We start from the raw sequence: 20,697 nt of genomic DNA, 5'->3' as shown, positions 1-20,697 counted from the left end.
TTCATCCCTCCTTGGTCAATATCTCCACCCCATTTTCTGTTATCAGAATCGTGTGTTCAAAATGAGCGCATCTGGAACCGTCCACTGTAACGGCTGTCCATCCGTCTTCTTTCACAACAACTCTCCAATCTCCTTCACTCACCATGGGTTCTATGGCCAGTGTCATACCCTTTCTTAATATCACACCCGTTCCGGGTGTTCCGTAATTTGGAATTTGAGGATCTTCGTGGAGTTCTCTCCCCACTCCATGACCCACATAATCCCTGATCACGTTGAAACCTGCCGATTCAACTGTTTCTTGAATGCAGTGCGAAACATCTCCAAGTCTGATGCCGGGTTTTATCATTTTTATAGCTTTTTCCAGTGCCTCTCTTGTTACTCTCACCAGCTCTTTTCCTCTTTCATCGGTTTCTCCAACTATGTATGTAACGGCCGCATCACCGTAAAGTCCCTGATACACCGCTCCAACATCCACAGAGACTATGTCTCCTTCTTTGAAAACCTTCTCCTTGAGGGGAAGACCGTGCACCACTTCCTCATTCACGGAAACACACGTTGCGTACTTGTAACCACCGTATCCCTTGAAAGCCGGCTTGACTCTGAGTTTTTTGAAGATCTCCAGAACAAGAACTTCAACGTCCCATGCGGTTTTCCCCGGAACGATCACTCTTTCAACTTCCCTCAAAGCTACTGCGACCGCTTTTCCGGCTTTTTTCATCTTCTCGATCTCAGAGGGTGTCTTTATTCTTATCATTTATCACTCCACCCTACTATCTTTAACACTTCAGCAATCACGTTGTCTATTCCTATGGTACCATCCACTCGTTTGAGAATGCCCTTTTTATCGTAGTAATCAATCACCGGCTGTGTCTTTTCGAGATAAACCTTGTACCTGTGTCTCACTGTTTCCTCTTTGTCGTCTTCTCTCTGAACGAGCTTCACTTTACAATCATCGCACAGTTCATCCTCTTTTGGAGGAAGTGAAATCAAATTGTAAATTCTTCCACATTTTGGACAGATCCTTCTGGCTGTGAGCCTCTGAACAACCACTTCTTCAGGAACTTCAAAGAGTACAGCAGCCGTGAGCTCTTTGTTTTGAGTTTTCAAAAAGTCGTCGAGGAATTCTGCCTGAGCAACAGTTCTTGGATAACCATCCAGTATGAATCCTCTTTCACAATCTTTTTCTGAGAGTCTTCTTTTCACAACCTCGTTCACGAGTTCATCCGGAACGAGTTCTCCTCTTTCCATGATCTCTTTTATCTTCTTCCCAAGTTCGTCGTTCTCTTTCTTTACAATGTCCCTGAAGATGTCACCAGTGGATATATGTGGAATACCTGTTATTTCCTGTAATCTCTTTGCGTAGGTTCCTTTTCCCGCACCCGGAGGTCCCAGAAAGACGAGGTACGCCATCATCTTCTCCCCCTTATTCTACCCTTTTTGATGAATCCTTCGTAGTGTCTCATCACCATATGGGTTTCCATCTGTTGAATGATGTCAAGAGCGACTCCCACAGCGATCAAAGCGGAAGTGCCTCCAATCCAGACGTTCACCTTTATGGCTCCCTGTATCAGGTAGGGAAGAAGGGCTATAACTACGAGGAAGACCCCTCCGATAAACGTCACTCTGTTCAGAACTCTGTGGAGGTACTGCTCCGTTGATCTTCCAGGTCTCAAACCGGGAATGTAACCCCCATACTTCTGGATGTTTTCGGAAATCTCTCTAGGATCGAATATCACAACGCTGTAAAAGTAAGTGAAGAAGAAAACCAGCAATCCATAGATGAGAAGGTAGAGAAATCCTCCTGCTCTGAAGAGACTTTTAAGAGTCTCGTTGTTCGTTATTGAAGCGATCGCAGAGGGTATTGAAACTATGGCACTCGCAAAGATGATGGGGATCACACCACCCTGGTTCACCTTTATAGGAAGATACGTGCTGGCTCCTCCATACACTCTCCTTCCCGTAACCCTTCTTGCGTACTGGATAGTAACCCTTCTTTCCGCCTGCTGAACGAGTATGATCCCGAATATCGTGATGAGAGCAACAGCTATGAGAAAGATCCATTCCAGGAGATTCAGACCGCCGAGATACGCCTGTCTGATGTAGCTTGGGTACCTTGCCACTATTCCTGCGAAGATCAGGATCGAGATACCGTTTCCTATACCCTTTTCTGTGATCCTTTCACCGAGCCAGAGCAGAAACATGGTTCCCGCAAGCATGGACATGGTGGAGAGAACGGTGAACTGAAGCACATTAACACCGGGAGCTATCATGTCCGGGTTCGATCTTGCAAGGGAAAAGGAAACAAAGAAAGCCTGAAAACCACCTATCAAGAGTGTGAGACGCCTTGTGTATTTCGCAAACTTCCTTCTTCCCTCTTCACCCTCTCTGAGCATCTCCTTGAGTGAAGGCATAACGGATGCCAGAAGCTGAAGGATGATCGATGCGGTTATGTAGGGAGTGACACTCATGGTGAAAACAGAGAACTGACTGAGAGCTCCTCCAGTGAACACATCGTAGAAGCTCAGAATTCCAGCGACACCAGCGGTTTCCGCTATTCTTCTGAAGATTTCCCCCCACGCTTCCAGATTCAATCCAGGAACGGGGATGTAAATCCCCATCCTGAAAACGATCAAAGCAAGGAGTGTGAAAATAATCCTGTCACGAAGCTCTGGTATTTTAAAAGCGTTTTTAAAAGCTTGCCACATTTCATATCACCTCAGCCTTACCACCAGCACTTTCTATCTTTTCTACAGCGCTCTTACTGAAAGCGTGTGCTTTGACTACCAGTGGCTTGGTGAGTTCTCCGTCTCCGAGGATCTTTATCCCATCTTTCAGATCTTTTATGATCTTTCTTTCGATGAGTTTTTCAGGAGTTACTTCTTCGTTGGCTTCGAACCTTTCTTCGAGAACTTTGACATTAACAACCGCATAAACCTTTTTGTTTATGTTGTTGAATCCTCTCTTGGGGAGTCTTCTGTGCAGAGGCGTCTGTCCACCCTCAAACCAGATGTGAACCTTTCCGCTTCCTCTGGCTTTCTGTCCTTTGTGTCCCCTTCCACTGGTTTTTCCGTGCCCAGATCCGGGACCCCTACCGACTCTTTTCCTCTTTTTCATTGCCCCGGGAGTTGGCCTCAGATCTTCAAGCCTCATGCGTTGCTACCCCCTTCCTCAATCTCCTCTACTTCCACCAGATGCCTCACCTTTCTGATCATACCTCTGATCTGTGGTAGGTCATCCTTTACGACTATCTGGTTGAGCTTCCTGAGTCCAAGCCTCTTCACCGTATCCTTTTGATCCCAGGAATAACCGATGGGACTCTTGACCAGTTTTATCTTCAGCTTCTTAGGCATTGTCCTCCCTCCTCACACCTTTGAACACTTCTTCGACTGAGATATCCCTGAGTTTTGCAACTTTTCTTGGATCCAGGAGATTCTTCAGACCGTTCATTGTTGCAAGAGCGAGGTTCAAAGGATTGGTGGACCCGAGCGATTTTGTGAGTATGTTCTGAATACCCGCGAGTTCAACAACTGCTCGGACAGTACCACCTGCGATGATACCTGTACCTGGCGCTGCTGGTCTCAGAAGCACTTTGGAAGCGTCCTGTCTTCCTATGATTTCGTGCGGTATGGTTCCGTTGATTACAGGAACCTCTATGATATTTCTCTTTGCAGCAGATATGGCCTTTCTGATCGCTTCAGGAACCTCTCTTGCCTTTCCTATTCCCAGTCCCACTTTACCGTTTTTGTTTCCAACTATTGCAACAACTCTGAAGCTCAGATTCTTACCACCCTTTGTGACTTTGGAGGTTCTCCTTATTTCTATTATCTTCTCTTCGAATTCTTCATACTGTATTTCTTTCATAACTCCCTGTGTTTCCACAGTACCACCCTCCTTCAGAATTCGAGTCCAGCTTCTCTGGCACCATCCGCCAGTGCCTTAACCCTACCGTGGTACTTGTATCCGCCTCTATCGAACACGACCTTCTTTATTCCCTTTTCGAGAGCCCTTTTTCCTATGAGAAGCCCTACTTCTTTGGCTGCCTCTACGTTCCACGTTTTCTGAAGCTTTTCCCTCAGCTCGGGGTCGAGAGTAGAAGCGGAAACAAGAGTGTGGCCTATAGTGTCATCTATGATCTGTGCGTATATGTGTTTATTGCTTCTGAAAACACAGAGCCTTGGTCTTTCGGGAGTTCCAAACACCTTTTTCCTAACTCTTCTGTGCCTTCTGAGTCGCTGCTCTTTTTTTGACTCCTTCTTTATCATTTCAGCTACCCCCTTTATGCTTTCTTACCTTCTTTCTGTCTCACCACTTCACCAACATACCTGATTCCCTTTCCGGTGTAGACATTTGGTGGTCTGAACGCTCTGATCTCAGCGGCAACCTGTCCAACCCTCTGTTTATCGATGCCAGAAACAACTATCCTGTTCGGTGCAGGAACTTCAATTTTCACATCAGAGGGTATCTCGTAAACAACGGGATGAGCGTAACCAAGGTTCATCACTACTGTATTCCCCTGAAGCTGAGCCCTGTAACCGATTCCTACGATTTCCAGCTCTTTCTTGTAGCCTTCTGTTACACCAACAACCATATTTCTGATGAGGGACCAGTAAGTTCCCTGGAACATCTTTATCTTTCTCCAGTCAGATTTTCTTATAATCTGATTCTCGTTGGGTCTTACCCAGACTTCATTACCTTCAACTTCTATTTTCACGTAAGGGAGAAATTCCTGACTGAGTTCTCCCTTGGGTCCCTTCACCTTAACAACGTTGTCTTTTATTTCAACCGTAACACCCTGTGGTAAGACTATGGGCTTTTTCGCGAGTCGAGACATTCAAAACACCTCCTCACCAGACGTAAGCGATTACTTCTCCGCCGACTCCAAGCTGACGAGCTTCTTTATCTGTTAGAACGCCCTTCGAAGTAGTGAGTATGGCTATTCCAAGACCGTTTTTCACTTTTGGAATATGATCCTTGTCAACGTAAATTCTCCTACCTGAGTGAGACACTCTGACGATACCGTGAATGACTCTTTCTCTGTTCTTCCTTCCGCCTTTGTATTTGAGGTAAACCCTCAGTATTCCCTGCTTTCCATCCTCGATGTATTTGTAGTCCGCTATGAATCCTTCTCTTTTCAGGATCTCGCAGATCTTCTTCTTGAGGTTAGAAGCAGGTATATCCGTATATTCTTTGAAAACCATATTGGCATTTCTGATTCTTGTTAGCATGTCGGCAATTGGATCGCTCCACACAGTACCATCCCTCCCTTACCAGCTTGCCTTCCGAACTCCGGGGAGCTTTCCTTCCAGAGCAAGCTTCCTGAAACAAACCCTGCAGAGTCCGAATTCTCTGTACACCGCTCTCGGGCGTCCACAGATGTGGCACCTTGTGTACTCACGAACCTTGTACTTCTTCGGTTTCTTCCATCTTTCTATCATCGCCTTCTTGGCCATTCATCTCACCTCCGTTATCCTCTCTTGAAAGGCATGCCAAAGAGCTCAAGAAGCCTTCTGGCTTCCTGATCTGTCTTTGCAGTTGTGACGATGGTGATGTCCATTCCTTGTATTCTTCTGACTTCATCCGGACTCAGTTCAGGGAAAACCAGCTGTTCTGAAAGACCAAAGGAGTAATTCCCTCTTCCGTCAAAGGAATTGGGATCGAGTCCCCTGAAGTCCCTCACCTTGGGCAGCACGATGTTTATGAGTTTGTAGAGAAAATTGTACATCCTTGCTCCTCTGAGGGTTACTTTCAAACCTATCGGCATTCCCTTCCTTATCTTGAAGTTGGAAATACTCTTCCTCGCCCTTGTAACGATTGGTTTCTGCCCTGTAATTTTTGCGAGCTCGTTCGCGTGTCGTTCTATGAGGTCGTAGTTTCTGGAACCTTCGCCAATTCCCATGTTTATAACGATTTTGACCAACTTTGGAACCTGATGGATGTTTTTGTAGTTGAACTCTTTCATCAAAGCGGGTACTATTTCCTTTTCGTACTGATCTTTCAGAGGAACGTATTCATATCTCATACCGATTCCTCCCTCAATCTTTGTCAATGATCTCACCACACTTCTTGCAGTATCTTACCTTTTTTCCATCTTCGGTGAACCTGTAGCCAACCCTTGTTCTCTTATCACAAGCAGGACAGACAACCATGACTTTGGATGCGTAAATTGGCGCTTCTCTCTCTATGATTCCACCCTCACGAAGCTGGGGAATAGGTCTCTGGTGCCTTTTCACCATGTTCACATTTTCAACGATGACTTTGTTTTCCTTTGGAATCACTCTGAGTACTTTTCCCCTTTTTCCCTTGTCTTTTCCAGAAATTACTTCGACGAGATCACCCTTTTTTATCCTCATCTCCGTATCACCTCACCAAACTTCTGGTGCGAGGGATACTATTTTCATGAAACCTTTTTCTCTGAGTTCCCTCGCAACCGGTCCAAAGATTCTGGTACCTCTGGGAGCGTTGAACTTGTCAATGAGAACAGCCGCGTTGTCATCGAATCTGATGTAAGTACCATCACTCCTTCTGATTTCCTTCTTTGTTCTCACGATAACTGCTCTGACCACGTCTCCCTTTTTCACATCAGAATTTGGGATGGCTTCTCTGACTGAACACACGACTATATCTCCAACCGTTCCGTACTTTTTATGAAACCCACCGATAACCCTTATAACTCTGAGCTTTTTGGCACCGGAGTTATCAGCCACATTGAGGTAGGTCTCTTGCTGTATCATGATTCAACCCCTCCCTTGCCCTCGACTGCTTCTATTTCTTCCTGAATGTCCTCTTCTTCTTTCAGTACTCTTTCGGGTTCAAACCTTTGAATGATCCTGACGACTCTCCATCTCTTAGTTTTGCTGAGAGGCCTTGTCTCTTCTATTTCAACAACATCTCCTATTTTACATTCGTTCCTTTCATCGTGTGCGTGATATTTTTTCGTCCTTTTCACGTATTTTTTGTAAATCGGGTGCTGAACGAGCTTTTCCACGGCAACAACTACTGTCTTGTCCATTTTATCGCTCACAACTATTCCAGTCAAACGTTTCCTGGGCATATTTTCACCTCCTTATGCCTAACTCCCTCTCTCTAAGAATGGTCTTTATTCTTGCGATGTCTCTTTTAGTGAGCTTTATGAGAGAAGTATTCTTCAGCTGTCCCATTGCAAGTTGGAATCTGAGTTCCATGAGCTGTCTCTTCTTTTCTTCGAGAAGATTCTTCAATTCTTCATCTGTGTAATTCCTGAGTTCGGAAGCCTTCATACTGCCTCACCCCCAATATGGTGACGGGGAACTACCTTAGTAGCTATGGGAAGTTTACTCGCAGCGTACCTGAGAGCTTCATGGGCTGTTTCCTCATCGACTCCCGCCACTTCAAAGAGAATCTTCCCGGGTTTCACAACGGCGACCCATCCTTCAACGTTACCCTTACCTTTTCCCATCCTGGATTCAGGTGGTTTTTTCGTGTAAGGTTTGTCAGGGAATATTCTTATCCAGATCTTTCCGGATCTTTTCATAGCCCTCAGCATGGCAATTCGGCAAGCTTCTATCTGCTGGGCTGTGATCCAAGCTGGTTCGAGTGCTTTGAGACCCCATTCACCGAACTGAACAAATGTTCCTCTCTTGGCTTTTCCTTTCATTCTTCCTCTTTGTTGTTTTCTGTATTTGACCCTTCTTGGCATCAACATGGCAATTACCTCCCTTAGATATCAGCATCTCCTTTGTAGATCCACACTTTGATGCCGATAGTACCGTACTTGGTCCACGCAGTGGCCGTTCCATAATCTATGATCGCCTTCAATTTCTGAAGAGGCAGTCTTCCTCTGAGGTACCATTCTCTTCTGGCGATCTCAGCTCCACCGAGCCTTCCAGCGACCATCACTTTTATTCCCTGTGCACCCTTTCTCATGGCGTTCATTATTGCTCTCTTCATTGCCACTTTGTAAGATGCCCTCTTTTCTATACGGGAAGCTATAGACTCGGCAACAAGCTGTGCATCGAGTTCGGGCGTTTTTATCTCTTCAATATTAATAACAACCCTTCTGTTGAACTTCCTCTCCAGCTCCTCTCTCAAACTCGTTATCTCCGCACCTTTCCTTCCTATGATGATTCCAGGTCTTGCTGTTTTCACGGTTATGTTGATCCTTTCAGCGTCAGGTCTTTCTACGTATATCTCGCTAATCCCAGCATGGTAATACCTGTTCTTTATGAACTTTCTTATCTCTTCATCCTCGAGGAGCCACTCTTTGTAATTCTTTTCGTTGAACCATTTTGCTTGCCAGTCGGCACTCAGACCCAACCTGAAGCCGCGGGGATGCACTTTCTGACCCACCGTATCACCTCACTCTTCGGATGATATCTTCTTTTCTAATTCTTCAAGAGCTTTCCTGTATTCATCTTCTTTACTCCGATCCCTCACCACAATTGTGATGTGGGACATTCTTTTCTGAATGATATCCGCCCTTCCTCTTCCTCTGGGCCAGATTCTTTTCATCCTTGGACCGTCGTTAACGTAGCACTCAGAAACGTAAAGATTCTCGACACTCAACCCAAAGTTATTTTCGGCATTCGCGACAGCCGACTTCAATACCTTTTCCATTATTCTTGCGGCCTTCTTCGGTGAAAAAGCAAGAATCTGGAAAGCTTCTTCGACGGATTTCCCTCTTATTGTGTTTGCTATGGCTCTGGCTTTTCTTGGAGAGATCCTTATGTATCTTGCCACAGCCTTAGCTTCAATCTTCGGAAGAGAAGACGGGAGCTCTTTTCTCTTTTTATGAAAAATTGAACGCTTCAAACTGCTTCTGGGTACCTGGAGCTTCATTCTTTCCCTCCTCACTTCTTCAATTCACCTTTTTTCGCTTTTTTGTCGGCATGACCTCCAAACCTTCTGGTTGGTGCAAATTCTCCAAGTCTGTGTCCGATCATGTTTTCAGTAATGTACACCGGTATGTGTTTCATACCATTGTAAACTGCGATCGTGTGCCCTACCATTTCAGGAATGATCATAGAGGCTCTGCTCCATGTTTTGATAACTTTCTTTTCACCAGTTTCGTTGAGTTTTCTGATCTTTTCGAGTAATTTTTTATCTACATAGGGTCCTTTCTTACTGGAACGACCCATTCAATTCACCTCCTTACGCTTCATTCCTTCTCCTGACGATGAATTTGTCAGAAGGTCTCTTTCCACGTCTCGTCTTGTAGCCCTTGGTTGGCAGGCCCCATGGACTCGTTGGATGGTGACCTTTACCTCTTCCTTCACCACCACCGTGCGGGTGATCCACCGGATTCATGGCAACTCCTCTGACATGCGGTCTTCTACCGAGCCATCTCACTCTTCCAGCCTTTCCGTGGACTTCGTTCTTGTGATCTTCGTTGCCCACAACACCGACGGTGGCGTAGCATTTGATGTGTACCTTTCTCAGTTCTCCAGAAGGCATTCTGAGCAGAGCGTAATTCCCTTCCTTCGCCATGATCTGACAGTATGTACCAGCTGCTCTTGCGATCTGACCACCCTTGCCCGGTGTGAACTCCACGTTGTGGACAAGGGTACCGACGGGTATCTTCTCAAGAGGAAGTGCGTTTCCTGGCCTTATTTCCGCATCGGGTCCGCTCATGAGAGTGTCTCCCACGTTCACACCTTTGGGTGCCAGAATATATCTTTTCTCTCCATCAGCGTAAAGGAGAAGCGCTATTCTGGCTGATCTGTTGGGATCGTATTCAATGGCCAGCACTTTCGCAGGAATTCCAGCTTTGTCGTATCTCTTGAAATCTATTATTCTGTATCTTCTCTTGTGCCCGCCACCTCTGTGCCTTACAGTAACTCTTCCGTGATGATTCCTTCCACCTGTTTTCTTGAGAGGTGCGAGCAACGACTTTTCAGGTTCTGTCTTTGTGATATCCGAAAAATCGGAGATAACCATAAAACGCCTTCCCGGGGTAACCGGTTTGAATCTTTTGAGTCCCATGACTTCACCCCTCTCAGTGTTCGCCTTCCAGTTCTTTGATTGTGTAACCTTCCTTCAAAGTTACAACAGCCTTTTTCCAGCTGCGGGTCTTTCCTTCAAAGATACCCCTTCTTTTCGGCTTGGGCTTCATGTTGAGAATGTTCACCTTTTCTACTTTGACATTGAAGAGCTTTTCAACAGCCTCTTTTACCAGGTTCTTGTTTGCAAGTGGATTGACCTCGAATACGTATTTCCTCTGTTCGCGGAGGATAAGAGCCTTTTCTGTGATGATGGGTCTGATTAGAACATCATTCAGTGAGAGCTTTTCCTGCTTCATTTCCGAGCACCTCCTCTATCTTGGAAACCATGTCCTGGGTGAGCACAAGGTAATCGTACTTGAGCATGTCAAAAACATTGAGTCCATCTATTCTTACTGCCTTCTCACCATTTTTGCTGTTGTTCGGATTGTCCGCAATTATTACCTTCACGTTGGGAAGGTTCTTTCCAGAGAGTTTCACATTCATGTATCCTTCATCTTTCCATGGAAGGACGATCAGTGTTTTCTTGTCGGAAAGCTGAAGGTTCTGGAGGATTTCCTTCAGAAATTTCGTCTTCGGCCTTTCGAGTTTCAGATCATCGAGTACGAAGAGTTTGTTTTCTCTGTACTTCACAGAGAGAGCAGATCGCAGAGCGAGCTTCTTCATTTTCTTGTTGAGCTTTTTGCTCCAGTCTCTCGGTTTAGGTCCGTGTGCAATTCCTCCATGCCTCCAGATGGGGGATCTTATGGAACCGTGTCTTGCTCTTCCGGTGTGTTTCTGCGGCCAGGGTTTTCTGCCACCACCGGAGACTTCTCCTCTTGTTTTCGTAGAGGCAGTTCCAGCTCTCCTGTTGGAGAGCTGCATATCCACGTATCTCCACATCACGTCGTAGTTGGGATCGATGTTGAAAACGAAATCACTGATTTCCAGGGTCCCTACTTTTTCTCCCTTCACATTCAACAGATCCACCTGAGCCATCTTTTATTCCTCCTCCACTGTTACTTTTTCGGGGCCTTGGCGCTCCTGATCAAAACGAGCCCGCCCCTCGCTCCAGGGACTCCACCTTTGACCACTAAAAGGTCGTTTTCAGGATCGATATCCACAACTTGAAGATTTCTGACAGTTGCCCTCTCGTTTCCATATCTTCCGGGCATTTTCTTACCTTTCCATATCTTGGCAGGTTCCGTGTGCTGACCAACAGAACCGAGTTCTCTATGGAATTTGGAACCGTGGCTCTTCGGTCCACCGCTGAATCCCCATCTTTTCATCGCACCAGCGAATCCTCTTCCTTTTGTCCAGCCAGTAACGTCCACGTACTCACCTTTTTCAAACACGTCAACCTTTATTACCTGTCCGGGTTCGTACTCGTCGGGATTTTCTACTCTGAACTCTCTGAGTATTTTCATCGGTTCCACACCGAATTTTTTGAAGTGTCCTGCGAGAGGTTTGTTGACCTTCTTAGCCTTCTCGAATCCAAGCTGCACAGCGTTGTATCCGTCTTTCTCAACGGTTTTTTTCTGGACAACCACACAGGGCCCCGCCTTTATGACTGTAACGGGAACGGAATCATTTCCAACGAATACTCTCGTCATACCGATTTTTCTTCCAATTATCATCTTCATCAAAGACACCTCCAGGGATTACAGTTTGATCTCAACGTCGACACCTGCTGGGAGGTTTATCCTCATCAAAGCATCGATGGTCTTTGGAGATGGGTCTATGATATCTATTAGCCTTTTGTGTACTCTCTTTTCAAAGTGTTCTCTGGAGTCCTTGTGTTTCATGGGAGATCTCAGGACACAATAGAGTGTCCGCTCCGTTGGCAAGGGAATGGGACCGGACACTTTGGAATTCGTGGATTTAGCGGCTTCAGCGATCTTTTTCGCCGATTCGTCGAGTAACTCGTGATCGTAGGCTTTGAGTTTTATCCTTATCTTCTGTCCAGGCATATTCTAAGCACCCTCCCTCTTTTCTCAAAAAGGAGGGGGAAGCGTCCCCCTCACTCGATGACTTCTGTGACCACACCAGCTCCAACTGTTCTTCCACCTTCTCTTACAGCGAATCTCTGTCCCTTTTCAATAGCGACAGGGTAGATGAGTTCTATTTCCATTTCGACGTGGTCTCCAGGCATAACCATTTCGACACCTTCAGGAAGTCCTACGATTTCCCCTGTAACGTCAGCGGTTCTTATGTAGAACTGGGGTTTGTAACCTTTTGTGAACGGTGTATGTCTTCCTCCCTCTTCCTTCTTCAGGACGTAAACCTGAGCCTTGAATCTCTTGTGTGGTTTGATGCTTCCAGGAGCTGCGAGAACCTGTCCTCTCTCAACTTCGTCCTTGTCGATTCCTCTGAGCAGACATCCAACGTTGTCTCCTGCGATTCCTTCATCGAGTTCCTTTCTGAACATTTCCACGCTTGTAACAACGGTTTTCCTGATTTCGTAGCTGAGACCTATGATCTCAACTTCATCACCGGGTTTGATTCTTCCTCTTTCGATCCTTCCTGTAACAACCGTTCCTCTTCCTGTGATTGAGAACACGTCCTCAATAGGCATGAGGAACGGCTTATCAACTTCTCTCTGAGGCTCAGGAATGTAGTTGTCCATAGCGTCGAGGAGCTCCTGGATAGGTTTGTAAGCTTCGTGATTCGGATCGTTAGGAGCTTCGACGGCTTTCAGAGCAGAACCTCTTATGACTGGCACTTCGTCTCCAGGGTAACCGTACTGGCTCAGAAGGTCTCTCACTTCCATCTCGACGAGGTCGATGAGTTCAGGATCGTCAACCATGTCCGTCTTGTTTATGAAGACGATCATGTAGGGAACCTCAACCTGCCTTGCAAGAAGCACGTGTTCCCTTGTCTGAGGCATGGGACCATCGGTTGCAGCGACAACAAGGATGGCTCCGTCCATCTGAGCCGCTCCGGTGATCATGTTCTTGATGTAGTCCGCGTGACCAGGACAGTCAATGTGAGCGTAGTGCCTCTTTTCGGTCTGATACTCAACGTGTGTGATGTTGATGGTGATTCCTCTTGCCTTTTCCTCAGGAGCCTTGTCGATCTGGTCGTAAGGAACATACTGGGCAAGTCCCTTGAGAGAAAGGTACTTTGTTATAGCGGCTGTCAGTGTGGACTTTCCGTGGTCGATATGTCCAATCGTTCCAACGTTAACATGCGGTTTTGTTCTTACAAATTTTTCCTTCGCCATGTTCTCCCTCCTTAAACAACCTTGATGATTTTCTCGGCGATTTTCTCCGGAACTTCCTGGTAGTGCGAGAACTGCATGATGTAGCTCGCTCTACCCTGACTGAGCGATCTCAACACTGTGGCATATCCAAAAGTTTCAGAAAGCGGGATCTTCGCTACAACGATTTTCAAATGTCCTCTTGTTTCGAGAGATTCAATCTTAGCCCTTCTGGAATTGAGATCGGAAATGATGTTGCCCATGTATTCCTCCGGTGTAGTGATCTCAAGCTTCATGATAGGTTCAAGAAGAACCGGTTGCGCTTTTTTCATGGCCTCTTTGAATGCCATCGAAGCAGCTATCTTGAACGCCATTTCTGAGGAGTCAACTTCGTGGTAAGATCCGTCAAGCACAACTGCTCTCACTCTCACAACGGGATATCCCGCAAGAGGCCCAGACATCATAGCCTCCTTGATACCTGCTTCGATAGCGGGCATGAATTCCTTCGGTATCACACCACCGACCGTCTTGTCAATGAATTCGAAGTTCTTTCCTTCCTCTTCGGGTATGGGTTCTATTCTGAGAATCACATGACCGTACTGACCTCTACCACCGGTCTGTCTAATGTATTTTCCTTCGGCTTCAGCAGGCCTCTTGATGGTTTCCCTGTAAGCCACCTGAGGCTGTCCGACTCTCACGTTGACGCCGAACTCTCTCTTCAACCTGTCCACAACTATTTCAAGATGGAGTTCACCCATTCCTGAAATGATGGTTTCTCCCGTTTCTTTGTCAACCCTCACCTGAAGAGAGGGGTCTTCTTCAGAGAGAGCAAGCAGTGCCTTCACGAGTTTTTCCTCATCGGCTTTCGTGGCCGGTTCAATAGCAAGAGAAATAACAGGTTCTGGGAAGTCGATCTTTTCGAGGATTACAGGCTCTTTTTCGTCGCAGAGTGTATCTCCAGTCTGAGAAACTTTGAGGCCGACCCCTGCCGCTATATCACCGGGTCTGACGTAGTCAACTTCCTCTCTCTTGTCTGCGTGCATGAAGACGATCCTCGATATTCTCTCCCTCTGGCCCTTTGTGGAGTTGTAAACGTAACTTCCTTTCTCCAGCCTTCCAGAGTACACTCTGAAGTACACGAGCTTTCCTATGTATGGATCCACCTGCACTTTGAAGACCAGAGCTGTAAAAGGTTCGTTCTCATCGGGTTTTCTGTAGACAATCTCTCCGTCGGAAACCCTCCAGCCCTTCACCGGCGGAAGATCAAGGGGCGACGGCAGATAGTCTATCACCGCGTCCAGAAGCGGTTGTATTCCTTTGTTGGCTTTCGCCGCTCCACAGAGAACGGGAACTGCCCTGTTTTCTATGGTTGCTTTTCTCAAGATTCTCTTTATTTCTTCTTCGGAAATCTCTTCACCTTCGAGGTATTTTTCAAGAATTTCTTCGTCCAGCTCTGCAACTTTTTCAAGCATCTCTTCCCTTCTCATTTCCGCTTCTTCTCTGAGTTCTTCTGGGATCTCTCTCTCCTCGTACACCGATCCGTCTTCGCTAACCCAGTAGATCGCCTTCATTTTTATGAGGTCAATCACACCCTGGAAGTCTTTCTCACTACCGATCGGCATCTGTACTGGAATGGGATTTGCTTTGAGTTTTGTTACAAGAGTTTCGACGGCCATGTAGAAATCTGCTCCCACTTTGTCCATCTTGTTCATGAAAGCGATCCTCGGGACATTGTACTTGTCAGCCTGTCTCCAGACGGTTTCTGACTGAGGCTCGACTCCCGCCGTGGCATCGAAAACAGCTATTGCTCCATCGAGAACGCGGAGCGCCCTTTCAACCTCGGCCGTAAAGTCAACGTGTCCGGGTGTATCAATTATGTTGATTCGATAGCCCTTCCAGAAACACGTTGTGGCAGCAGACTGTATCGTAATGCCTCTTTCCTTTTCCTGAGGCATCCAGTCAGTGGTTGTGTTTCCTTCATCGACGTCTCCCAAAAAGTGTTTCCTTCCCGTGTAATAGAGAATTCTCTCTGTTGTCGTAGTTTTTCCGGCGTCGATATGGGCCATTATACCGATATTTCTAAGCTTATCCAGGTCAACATACCTCGCTTCCACATTTTCCATACTTATCACCACCTGTAATGAGCAAATGCCCTGTTGGCTTCCGCCATTCTGTGAGTGTCTTCCTTCTTCTTAATGGCCGTACCTGTGTTGTTGTATGCTGCTATGATCTCCTCGGCCAGCTTCTCTTTCATTGGCCTTCCTTTTCTGGCTCTTGCAGCTTCAACTATCCATCTGAGAGCAAGAGAGGTCCTCCTCGGTTCCTGAACTTCGATGGGAACCTGGTAAGTTGCACCACCAACCCTTCGCGGTCTTACTTCAAGAACAGGCTTCACATTTTCTACAGCCTGCCTGAAAACTTCAAGAGGATCTTTCTTTGTCTTTTCTCTGATGATATCGAAAGCACCGTAGACGATCTTCTGAGCGGTTGTTTTTTTGCCATCCCACATCACTTTATTTATCAACTTTGCAACAAGCACATCTCCGTACACCGGATCAGGTGGTACCTGTCTTATTTCAGCTCTCCTTCTACGCACCCACAGTCACCTCACTTCTTCTGATCCTTGGGTCTTTTCGCACCGTACTTACTTCTGGACTGTCTTCTTCCCTCGACGCCTGCAGCGTCCAGAGCCCCTCTGATGATCTTGTACCTGACACCAGGTAGGTCCTTGACCCTACCACCTCTGACGAGCACAACAGAGTGTTCCTGCAGGTTGTGACCAATTCCAGGAATATACGCAGTGACTTCTATTCCATTTGAAAGCCTCACCCTTGCGATCTTTCTGAGAGCGGAGTTCGGTTTTTTCGGTGTCATCGTAGAAACTTTTATACACACACCCCTCTTTTGAGGGTTTCCCTGAAGAGCAGGAGCTTTTGACTTTTTCTTCTTCGGTTTCCTGCCGTACCTGATTAATTGATTGATCGTTGGCATCTTCATCCTCCCTTCCGTTTTACTCCAAGCCGAAGTTTAATTTTACTCTTCAATTTGTATATTGTCAACAAAGAAAGCAAGCACCTCTCATCAATTTATCATAAGTAGTTTAAAACTTCATTTAAAGTGACGTGAATTTTGAAAGAACAATCCTTATGATTTCCTCCGGGTTGTCCATCTCCAGAACCAGTTTTTCGAATGGGCACATACTTTTGCCATTTCTTGCGAGGACAAAAGGTATCTTTTTATCGTAGCTGAAAGACTGTCCGTATCCATTCAGTAATTTTAAAGCCGGCTCACTTATAATTTTTGCGTGGATGTGGTCGGGTCTCATTTTCAACAGAAAAGAAACTGCAGCCTTTCCAACCATCTTGTCGATCACCAGACTTCCTTCCAGATTATCGAAGCTTCGGTAGAGTTCTATCACTGGTTTTAGACCACTGCCTTTGCTTTCGAAGATCGTCCGACCGTTATAAACCAGCAAACTCAGCTTCTTCTCCTCAAAGATTTTCAAAGCTGTCTTCAAAAGAGTTTCCTCCATTTCACCACGCTCCTCGTAGTATAATTTCCTTAGAAAGTATACCAGTGTGGAGGTGAAACCCACGGTTGCAGTTAGAAGAATAAGAATTCCAGAAGATGTGGCCGTTTTGGAGATATTCGGACAGTACGACAAGCGCGCGAGGTATCTGAAAAAACTCTTCAACGTGGAATTCGCGGTGAGAGACAGTGAGATTCTTATAAAAGGCATGGATGAGAAAAGTGTCGATGCAGCCCATCGGGTGCTCGATGAGATCATATCCATAACACGGGACGGTCACCTTCTGGACTGGACTGAGTTCGAGTATCTCGTGGAGAGAGTTTCGAACTCAGAAAGTGTGAAAGAAGTGTTCTCAAACGACAGCAGAGGATTGATCATCGGCAAGAAAGTGAAGCCGAAGACACTCGGCCAGAAGAAGTATCTGGAAGCAGTCGAAAAGAACGACGTGGTGTTCGTGATAGGTCCAGCCGGTACAGGAAAAACGTACCTGGCAGTGGCCGTTGCTTTAGACTATCTGAAAATGGGAAAGGTGAACAGAATCATCCTCACAAGACCAGCCGTTGAAGCCGGAGAGAAGCTTGGATACTTGCCGGGAGATCTGTCTGAAAAAGTGGAACCTTATCTCAGACCTCTTTACGACGCCATCATAGATATCACATCCCCGGACAAATTCAACAGCTACCGTGAAAGAGGCATCATAGAGATCGTACCGCTCGCTTACATGAGAGGAAGGACTTTGAATAACTCCTTTATCATTCTGGACGAAGCCCAGAACACCACATACCAGCAGATGAAGATGTTCCTCACCAGACTCGGATTCAATTCCAAGGCGGTCATAACGGGAGACATCACCCAGGTGGATATCGAGAAAGAAAAGTCCGGTCTCATAGAGTGTCAGAAAATTTTAGAAGGAATCTCTGGTATAGAATTCGTGTATCTGAACGAAAGCGATGTTGTGAGGCATCCTCTCGTGAAGAAGATCATAAAGGCCTACGAAGAGTACGAAAGGTCGAGGAAGCCATGAATCGAAAGCGTTTCCTCCTGGTAACGATTACAGTGATTCTTTCTCTGATGCTGGTGCACGTTCGTACAGGAATCCGACCTTTGAATTTCACCTTTGAGGCACTGGTCGCCCTCGTTGTCTGGTTCGCTCTGGTGGAGATGAGCACCAGATATTACAGAAAGTACTGGCTCAGTGAAGTGTTCACCTATACTCATCTGGCTCTGATCCTGCTCGGAGCTTCTTTCATTGGATTTTCTTTCCCGGAGATAGGCCCTTTCGTGACACCTGTATACATACCGGTTGCCCTCATAGAACTCGTGTTCTTTTCCCCAGAAATAGCCATAACAAGTGGATTTTTGATGGCTTTGCTTGCTCTGTATCGATGGAGTTACGATATCTTTCTTCTTCTGCCGTTCATTTCAACAACCTTTGTTGCGGCAGTGACTCTCTCCAAAGCGAACAGAAGACTGGATGTGGTGAAATCTTCTGCCCTCACATCTCTTGCTCTTATGGGAACATCTCTGTTCATGAAGTTTGGACTGAAAATCGAGTACACGCCGTACGACCTGGTAGCTGCTATTTTGAATCCGATCTTTTCAGGTATTCTGGTTCTTGGAATACTGCCTTACGTGGAATACACAAGTCGCCTTTACTCGAATCTTGGGCTCGTAGAGTTTGGAAATCTGAACCATCCGTTGCTCAAGATGCTTTCCATTAAAGCTCCAGGAACTTATTATCACAGTGTGATCGTCGCAAACTTAGCAGAAACTGCAGCGGAGAAAATAGGCGCAAACCCCATTCTGGCAAGAATAGGAGCTTACTATCACGATATAGGGAAGATGAAACGCCCTCACTTCTTCACTGAAAACATTAGAGACGGTAAAAATCCCCACGAAGACATAACCCCCTCTCTCAGCCACCTCGTTTTGAACGAGCACGTGAAGTACGGTGTGGAACTTGCAAGAAAATACCGACTCCCCCTCCTCGTTGAATTCATAATTCCCCAGCATCACGGTACAAGATCGCAGAAGTATTTCTACTACAAGGCGAAACAACAGTTTGAGGACATTCCCGAAGAGGAATTCCGCTATCCGGGCCCCAAGCCACAGTTCAGAGAAGCAGCCATTATCATGCTCGCCGACTCCGTGGAAGCCGCTTCAAGAAGCTTGAAATCACCCTCTGTTTCTCAGATCAAGGAATGTGTCGAAGATGTCATATCTTCCATATTCTTTGAGAGGCAACTCGATGAGTCAGGCATCACTCTGAGTGAGCTCGAAGAGATTTCCGACGCGTTCCTTCAGGTTCTCGTGAACCTGTTCAGTTCCAGAATTGAATACCCCGAGGAAGAAAAAATTCAGAAGGTGGTAAAGATAAATGATAAGAATACTGGGTGAAGGTAAAGGATCGAAACTTCTCGAAAATTTGAAAGAAAAACTCGAAGAAATCGTAAAGAAAGAGATAGGAGACGTACATGTAAACGTGATTCTTGTGAGTGAAGATGAAATTAAGGAGCTCAACCAGCAGTTTCGAGGTCAGGATCTTCCCACAGACGTGCTCACCTTTCCCCTCATGGAAGAAGACGTCTATGGAGAAATTTACGTTTGTCCTCTGATCGTAGAAGAAAATGCGAGGGAGTTCAACAACACCTTCGAAAAGGAATTGCTGGAAGTGGTGATCCACGGGATACTTCACCTTGCAGGATACGATCACGAGTTCGAAGACAGAAACTCCAAAGAGATGTTCGAAAAACAGAAAAAATACGTTGAGGAGGTATGGGGTGAATGGAGATCAAACCCTTCAGAGGATTCAGACCCAGGGAAGAGATAGCCGAAAAATTCGTGGCCAAACCCTACGATGTGGTTTCCTTTCTTGAAGCCAAAGAAACGATAAAGAAAAACCCACTCAGCTTTCTCAGAGTAACTCGCGTTGAAGCAGAAACACACGAAATAGAGATGGATCCTACACCCGAAGACATGGAGAAAGCCAGGATAAATCTTGAAAAGTTCATAGAGGATGGCATCCTTATTCAAGAAGAAAAAGAAGCGTTCTACATTTACCGTCAGAGGATGGGCGACCACACACAAACAGGAATAGTAGCGCTCTTTCCTGTGGAGGAGTACAAAAAGGGTAGAATAAAGAAACACGAGCTTACCCGAAAAAAGAAAGAAGAGGAAAGAGTTCAACACATTCTGAAAACACGTGCACACACAGGACAGGTCTTTCTTTTCTACAGAGCCTTTGAAGAATTCGATAGAAAACTCTCCGAAATTGCTGATTCTCAGGAGCCTGTCTATAGAATACGCGATGATCTCGATGTCATCCATGAGTTTTTCGTTGTCAAGAATGAAAACGAAGTGAATGAAATAAAGAAGCTCTTTGAGAGAGTGGAGGAACTCTACATAGCGGATGGTCACCACAGGGCAGCGGCTGCAGCCAGGGTCAGCGACATACTGGACGAGAAGATAGGAAAAGGACCTCACAATTACTTCATGGCCACAGCGTTCCCCCACAACCAGCTCAGAATATTCGACTACAACAGAGTGGTGAAATCTCAACTCACGCCAGAGGAATTACTCGAAAAACTCCAGGAAAAATTCGAAACGTACAGATCCTACAAGGTACCTGCAAGACCATCCAGAGAACACGAAATAACCATGTACGTGGGCAACAGAAAATGGTACGTCCTGATTCCAAAAAGAGTGCCGGAGGAAATCGTTGAGAGCCTCGATGTGAACATTCTTCAGCGTGAGGTTCTGGAACCCATCTTCGGTATTTCCAATCCTCGCGAAGATGAGAGAATAGACTTCGTTGGTGGAATAAAGGGCCTGTGCGAACTGGAAAGAATGGTGGACAAGGGAGAGTTCGATGTGGCCTTCGCGATGTATCCGGTGAACATAGAAACGCTTATGAAAGTCTCAGATGAAGGAAAGATCATGCCGCCGAAGTCAACATGGTTTGAACCAAAACTTCTGAGTGGTCTGGTGGTGCACATGTTCGGATGAGGAGGTGATAC

General features: G+C 46.1%; 33 protein-coding genes. 4 read left to right on the top strand and 29 right to left on the bottom strand.

The features are described from left to right. Nucleotide 1: 1 nt before the first annotated feature. The 29 genes from map to CELL2_RS06585 form a co-directional block, all read right to left on the bottom strand. Nucleotides 2-754 carry a type I methionyl aminopeptidase gene (gene map, locus CELL2_RS06725; protein WP_029683675.1) on the bottom strand — a complete coding sequence of 251 codons (753 nt, stop codon included), beginning with the start codon at nucleotides 752-754 and terminating at the stop codon, nucleotides 2-4. Next, entirely contained in the window at nucleotides 751-1,413 is a 663-nt protein-coding gene (locus CELL2_RS06720; protein ID WP_038034538.1) for an adenylate kinase, read from the bottom strand. Before CELL2_RS06720 ends, map begins: the two co-directional genes overlap by 4 nt. Then, the gene (secY, locus tag CELL2_RS06715; protein WP_038034541.1) at nucleotides 1,410-2,705 is read right to left on the bottom strand and encodes a preprotein translocase subunit SecY; all 1,296 of its coding nucleotides are present in this window, start codon (nucleotides 2,703-2,705) and stop codon (nucleotides 1,410-1,412) included. Before secY ends, CELL2_RS06720 begins: the two co-directional genes overlap by 4 nt. Before the next feature lies 1 nt (nucleotide 2,706). Continuing rightward, nucleotides 2,707-3,150, bottom strand: coding sequence for a 50S ribosomal protein L15 (gene rplO, locus CELL2_RS06710; RefSeq protein ID WP_011943796.1), 444 nt, complete (start codon nucleotides 3,148-3,150; stop codon nucleotides 2,707-2,709). After that, on the bottom strand, nucleotides 3,147-3,350 hold the full coding sequence (gene rpmD / locus CELL2_RS06705; protein ID WP_011943795.1) for a 50S ribosomal protein L30: 204 nt from the start codon (nucleotides 3,348-3,350) through the stop codon (nucleotides 3,147-3,149). The genes rplO and rpmD overlap by 4 nt, the downstream gene beginning before the upstream one ends. Further along, entirely contained in the window at nucleotides 3,343-3,861 is a 519-nt protein-coding gene (rpsE, locus tag CELL2_RS06700) for a 30S ribosomal protein S5 (RefSeq protein WP_038034562.1), read from the bottom strand. The genes rpmD and rpsE overlap by 8 nt, the downstream gene beginning before the upstream one ends. 32 nt (nucleotides 3,862-3,893) lie before the next feature. Further along, nucleotides 3,894-4,262, bottom strand: a complete 369-nt coding sequence (gene rplR, locus CELL2_RS06695) for a 50S ribosomal protein L18 (RefSeq protein ID WP_004081803.1) — start codon at nucleotides 4,260-4,262, stop codon at nucleotides 3,894-3,896. 14 nt (nucleotides 4,263-4,276) lie between these two features. Then, the gene (gene rplF / locus CELL2_RS06690; RefSeq protein WP_011943793.1) at nucleotides 4,277-4,831 is read right to left on the bottom strand and encodes a 50S ribosomal protein L6; all 555 of its coding nucleotides are present in this window, start codon (nucleotides 4,829-4,831) and stop codon (nucleotides 4,277-4,279) included. A gap of 13 nt (nucleotides 4,832-4,844) precedes the next feature. Beyond that, entirely contained in the window at nucleotides 4,845-5,249 is a 405-nt protein-coding gene (rpsH, locus tag CELL2_RS06685) for a 30S ribosomal protein S8 (protein WP_008195021.1), read from the bottom strand. Nucleotides 5,250-5,264: 15 nt separating this feature from the next. Then, the gene (locus CELL2_RS06680; protein WP_008195018.1) at nucleotides 5,265-5,450 is read right to left on the bottom strand and encodes a type Z 30S ribosomal protein S14; all 186 of its coding nucleotides are present in this window, start codon (nucleotides 5,448-5,450) and stop codon (nucleotides 5,265-5,267) included. Nucleotides 5,451-5,464: 14 nt separating this feature from the next. Then, nucleotides 5,465-6,019: a 50S ribosomal protein L5 gene (gene rplE / locus CELL2_RS06675; RefSeq protein WP_008195012.1), complete on the bottom strand. Its 555-nt coding sequence runs from the start codon at nucleotides 6,017-6,019 to the stop codon at nucleotides 5,465-5,467. Between the two features lie 13 nt (nucleotides 6,020-6,032). After that, nucleotides 6,033-6,350, bottom strand: a complete 318-nt coding sequence (gene rplX / locus CELL2_RS06670; protein WP_011943791.1) for a 50S ribosomal protein L24 — start codon at nucleotides 6,348-6,350, stop codon at nucleotides 6,033-6,035. Nucleotides 6,351-6,362: 12 nt separating this feature from the next. After that, complete coding sequence (gene rplN, locus CELL2_RS06665; protein ID WP_011943790.1) at nucleotides 6,363-6,731, bottom strand: 50S ribosomal protein L14; 369 nt, start codon at nucleotides 6,729-6,731, stop codon at nucleotides 6,363-6,365. Further along, a complete protein-coding gene (rpsQ, locus tag CELL2_RS06660; RefSeq protein WP_008195006.1) occupies nucleotides 6,728-7,051 on the bottom strand; it encodes a 30S ribosomal protein S17 in 324 nt (107 codons plus the stop codon). Before rpsQ ends, rplN begins: the two co-directional genes overlap by 4 nt. A gap of 4 nt (nucleotides 7,052-7,055) precedes the next feature. Next, nucleotides 7,056-7,256, bottom strand: coding sequence for a 50S ribosomal protein L29 (rpmC, locus tag CELL2_RS06655; protein ID WP_004081820.1), 201 nt, complete (start codon nucleotides 7,254-7,256; stop codon nucleotides 7,056-7,058). Then, nucleotides 7,253-7,681: a 50S ribosomal protein L16 gene (rplP, locus tag CELL2_RS06650; protein WP_039446227.1), complete on the bottom strand. Its 429-nt coding sequence runs from the start codon at nucleotides 7,679-7,681 to the stop codon at nucleotides 7,253-7,255. Before rplP ends, rpmC begins: the two co-directional genes overlap by 4 nt. 14 nt (nucleotides 7,682-7,695) lie before the next feature. Next, entirely contained in the window at nucleotides 7,696-8,325 is a 630-nt protein-coding gene (gene rpsC, locus CELL2_RS06645) for a 30S ribosomal protein S3 (protein WP_011943788.1), read from the bottom strand. 9 nt (nucleotides 8,326-8,334) lie between these two features. After that, entirely contained in the window at nucleotides 8,335-8,814 is a 480-nt protein-coding gene (rplV, locus tag CELL2_RS06640; RefSeq protein ID WP_039446226.1) for a 50S ribosomal protein L22, read from the bottom strand. An 11-nt stretch (nucleotides 8,815-8,825) separates the two neighbouring features. Then, on the bottom strand, nucleotides 8,826-9,113 hold the full coding sequence (gene rpsS / locus CELL2_RS06635) for a 30S ribosomal protein S19 (RefSeq protein ID WP_008194997.1): 288 nt from the start codon (nucleotides 9,111-9,113) through the stop codon (nucleotides 8,826-8,828). Between the two features lie 13 nt (nucleotides 9,114-9,126). Continuing rightward, nucleotides 9,127-9,957 carry a 50S ribosomal protein L2 gene (rplB, locus tag CELL2_RS06630; RefSeq protein WP_008194995.1) on the bottom strand — a complete coding sequence of 277 codons (831 nt, stop codon included), beginning with the start codon at nucleotides 9,955-9,957 and terminating at the stop codon, nucleotides 9,127-9,129. Nucleotides 9,958-9,970: 13 nt separating this feature from the next. Next, nucleotides 9,971-10,273 carry a 50S ribosomal protein L23 gene (gene rplW, locus CELL2_RS06625; protein ID WP_011943786.1) on the bottom strand — a complete coding sequence of 101 codons (303 nt, stop codon included), beginning with the start codon at nucleotides 10,271-10,273 and terminating at the stop codon, nucleotides 9,971-9,973. Beyond that, a complete protein-coding gene (gene rplD / locus CELL2_RS06620) occupies nucleotides 10,245-10,952 on the bottom strand; it encodes a 50S ribosomal protein L4 (protein WP_011943785.1) in 708 nt (235 codons plus the stop codon). Before rplD ends, rplW begins: the two co-directional genes overlap by 29 nt. A 20-nt stretch (nucleotides 10,953-10,972) precedes the next feature. Next, nucleotides 10,973-11,596 carry a 50S ribosomal protein L3 gene (gene rplC, locus CELL2_RS06615; protein ID WP_039446225.1) on the bottom strand — a complete coding sequence of 208 codons (624 nt, stop codon included), beginning with the start codon at nucleotides 11,594-11,596 and terminating at the stop codon, nucleotides 10,973-10,975. Between the two features lie 18 nt (nucleotides 11,597-11,614). Next, nucleotides 11,615-11,923, bottom strand: a complete 309-nt coding sequence (gene rpsJ, locus CELL2_RS06610; RefSeq protein WP_038034545.1) for a 30S ribosomal protein S10 — start codon at nucleotides 11,921-11,923, stop codon at nucleotides 11,615-11,617. Nucleotides 11,924-11,973: 50 nt separating this feature from the next. Continuing rightward, nucleotides 11,974-13,176, bottom strand: a complete 1,203-nt coding sequence (tuf, locus tag CELL2_RS06605; RefSeq protein WP_011943784.1) for an elongation factor Tu — start codon at nucleotides 13,174-13,176, stop codon at nucleotides 11,974-11,976. Nucleotides 13,177-13,187: 11 nt separating this feature from the next. Beyond that, nucleotides 13,188-15,275 (bottom strand): elongation factor G, encoded by a 2,088-nt coding sequence (fusA, locus tag CELL2_RS06600; protein ID WP_039446224.1) that lies wholly within the window; start codon nucleotides 15,273-15,275, stop codon nucleotides 13,188-13,190. A gap of 5 nt (nucleotides 15,276-15,280) precedes the next feature. Next, nucleotides 15,281-15,748, bottom strand: coding sequence for a 30S ribosomal protein S7 (gene rpsG, locus CELL2_RS06595; protein WP_011943782.1), 468 nt, complete (start codon nucleotides 15,746-15,748; stop codon nucleotides 15,281-15,283). Between the two features lie 11 nt (nucleotides 15,749-15,759). Next, complete coding sequence (rpsL, locus tag CELL2_RS06590) at nucleotides 15,760-16,143, bottom strand: 30S ribosomal protein S12 (protein WP_004081846.1); 384 nt, start codon at nucleotides 16,141-16,143, stop codon at nucleotides 15,760-15,762. A 121-nt stretch (nucleotides 16,144-16,264) separates the two neighbouring features. Continuing rightward, nucleotides 16,265-16,684 (bottom strand): DUF1893 domain-containing protein, encoded by a 420-nt coding sequence (locus tag CELL2_RS06585; RefSeq protein ID WP_038034550.1) that lies wholly within the window; start codon nucleotides 16,682-16,684, stop codon nucleotides 16,265-16,267. Between the two features lie 46 nt (nucleotides 16,685-16,730). On the opposite strand from CELL2_RS06585, the gene CELL2_RS06580 reads away from it, so the two are divergent. The 4 genes from CELL2_RS06580 to CELL2_RS06565 are packed head-to-tail and all read left to right on the top strand — an operon-like array spanning nucleotide 16,731 to nucleotide 20,686. After that, nucleotides 16,731-17,705: a PhoH family protein gene (locus tag CELL2_RS06580; RefSeq protein WP_038034553.1), complete on the top strand. Its 975-nt coding sequence runs from the start codon at nucleotides 16,731-16,733 to the stop codon at nucleotides 17,703-17,705. Then, a complete protein-coding gene (locus CELL2_RS06575; protein ID WP_012311097.1) occupies nucleotides 17,702-19,078 on the top strand; it encodes an HD family phosphohydrolase in 1,377 nt (458 codons plus the stop codon). The genes CELL2_RS06580 and CELL2_RS06575 overlap by 4 nt, the downstream gene beginning before the upstream one ends. Beyond that, complete coding sequence (ybeY, locus tag CELL2_RS06570) at nucleotides 19,059-19,511, top strand: rRNA maturation RNase YbeY (RefSeq protein ID WP_012311098.1); 453 nt, start codon at nucleotides 19,059-19,061, stop codon at nucleotides 19,509-19,511. Before CELL2_RS06575 ends, ybeY begins: the two co-directional genes overlap by 20 nt. Beyond that, nucleotides 19,466-20,686 carry a DUF1015 domain-containing protein gene (locus tag CELL2_RS06565; RefSeq protein ID WP_038034555.1) on the top strand — a complete coding sequence of 407 codons (1,221 nt, stop codon included), beginning with the start codon at nucleotides 19,466-19,468 and terminating at the stop codon, nucleotides 20,684-20,686. Before ybeY ends, CELL2_RS06565 begins: the two co-directional genes overlap by 46 nt. Nucleotides 20,687-20,697 lie beyond the last annotated feature (11 nt).

Source organism: Thermotoga sp. Cell2, assembly GCF_000789375.1.
In the GTDB taxonomy this organism is placed as follows: Bacteria; Thermotogota; Thermotogae; order Thermotogales; family Thermotogaceae; genus Thermotoga; species Thermotoga petrophila.
Note: the sequence above shows the minus strand (reverse complement) of the source record. Positions and strands in the feature narration are given on the sequence as shown.

Excerpts from the sequence above, each read along its gene's own strand:
- map (WP_029683675.1), bottom strand. The coding sequence starts at position 754 with ATGATAAGAATAAAGACACCCTCTGAGATCGAGAAGATGAAAAAAGCC.
- CELL2_RS06720 (WP_038034538.1), bottom strand. The coding sequence starts at position 1,413 with ATGATGGCGTACCTCGTCTTTCTGGGACCTCCGGGTGCGGGAAAAGGA.
- secY (WP_038034541.1), bottom strand. The coding sequence starts at position 2,705 with ATGTGGCAAGCTTTTAAAAACGCTTTTAAAATACCAGAGCTTCGTGAC.
- rplO (WP_011943796.1), bottom strand. The coding sequence starts at position 3,150 with ATGAGGCTTGAAGATCTGAGGCCAACTCCCGGGGCAATGAAAAAGAGG.
- rpmD (WP_011943795.1), bottom strand. The coding sequence starts at position 3,350 with ATGCCTAAGAAGCTGAAGATAAAACTGGTCAAGAGTCCCATCGGTTAT.
- rpsE (WP_038034562.1), bottom strand. The coding sequence starts at position 3,861 with ATGAAAGAAATACAGTATGAAGAATTCGAAGAGAAGATAATAGAAATA.
- rplR (WP_004081803.1), bottom strand. The coding sequence starts at position 4,262 with ATGATAAAGAAGGAGTCAAAAAAAGAGCAGCGACTCAGAAGGCACAGA.
- rplF (WP_011943793.1), bottom strand. The coding sequence starts at position 4,831 with ATGTCTCGACTCGCGAAAAAGCCCATAGTCTTACCACAGGGTGTTACG.
- CELL2_RS06680 (WP_008195018.1), bottom strand. The coding sequence starts at position 5,450 with ATGGCCAAGAAGGCGATGATAGAAAGATGGAAGAAACCGAAGAAGTAC.
- rplE (WP_008195012.1), bottom strand. The coding sequence starts at position 6,019 with ATGAGATATGAATACGTTCCTCTGAAAGATCAGTACGAAAAGGAAATA.
- rplX (WP_011943791.1), bottom strand. The coding sequence starts at position 6,350 with ATGAGGATAAAAAAGGGTGATCTCGTCGAAGTAATTTCTGGAAAAGAC.
- rplN (WP_011943790.1), bottom strand. The coding sequence starts at position 6,731 with ATGATACAGCAAGAGACCTACCTCAATGTGGCTGATAACTCCGGTGCC.
- rpsQ (WP_008195006.1), bottom strand. The coding sequence starts at position 7,051 with ATGCCCAGGAAACGTTTGACTGGAATAGTTGTGAGCGATAAAATGGAC.
- rpmC (WP_004081820.1), bottom strand. The coding sequence starts at position 7,256 with ATGAAGGCTTCCGAACTCAGGAATTACACAGATGAAGAATTGAAGAAT.
- rplP (WP_039446227.1), bottom strand. The coding sequence starts at position 7,681 with ATGTTGATGCCAAGAAGGGTCAAATACAGAAAACAACAAAGAGGAAGA.
- rplV (WP_039446226.1), bottom strand. The coding sequence starts at position 8,814 with ATGAAGCTCCAGGTACCCAGAAGCAGTTTGAAGCGTTCAATTTTTCAT.
- rpsS (WP_008194997.1), bottom strand. The coding sequence starts at position 9,113 with ATGGGTCGTTCCAGTAAGAAAGGACCCTATGTAGATAAAAAATTACTC.
- rplB (WP_008194995.1), bottom strand. The coding sequence starts at position 9,957 with ATGGGACTCAAAAGATTCAAACCGGTTACCCCGGGAAGGCGTTTTATG.
- rplW (WP_011943786.1), bottom strand. The coding sequence starts at position 10,273 with ATGAAGCAGGAAAAGCTCTCACTGAATGATGTTCTAATCAGACCCATC.
- rplD (WP_011943785.1), bottom strand. The coding sequence starts at position 10,952 with ATGGCTCAGGTGGATCTGTTGAATGTGAAGGGAGAAAAAGTAGGGACC.
- rplC (WP_039446225.1), bottom strand. The coding sequence starts at position 11,596 with ATGAAGATGATAATTGGAAGAAAAATCGGTATGACGAGAGTATTCGTT.
- rpsJ (WP_038034545.1), bottom strand. The coding sequence starts at position 11,923 with ATGCCTGGACAGAAGATAAGGATAAAACTCAAAGCCTACGATCACGAG.
- tuf (WP_011943784.1), bottom strand. The coding sequence starts at position 13,176 with ATGGCGAAGGAAAAATTTGTAAGAACAAAACCGCATGTTAACGTTGGA.
- fusA (WP_039446224.1), bottom strand. The coding sequence starts at position 15,275 with ATGGAAAATGTGGAAGCGAGGTATGTTGACCTGGATAAGCTTAGAAAT.
- rpsL (WP_004081846.1), bottom strand. The coding sequence starts at position 16,143 with ATGCCAACGATCAATCAATTAATCAGGTACGGCAGGAAACCGAAGAAG.
- CELL2_RS06585 (WP_038034550.1), bottom strand. The coding sequence starts at position 16,684 with ATGGAGGAAACTCTTTTGAAGACAGCTTTGAAAATCTTTGAGGAGAAG.
- CELL2_RS06575 (WP_012311097.1), top strand. The coding sequence starts at position 17,702 with ATGAATCGAAAGCGTTTCCTCCTGGTAACGATTACAGTGATTCTTTCT.
- ybeY (WP_012311098.1), top strand. The coding sequence starts at position 19,059 with ATGATAAGAATACTGGGTGAAGGTAAAGGATCGAAACTTCTCGAAAAT.
- CELL2_RS06565 (WP_038034555.1), top strand. The coding sequence starts at position 19,466 with ATGGAGATCAAACCCTTCAGAGGATTCAGACCCAGGGAAGAGATAGCC.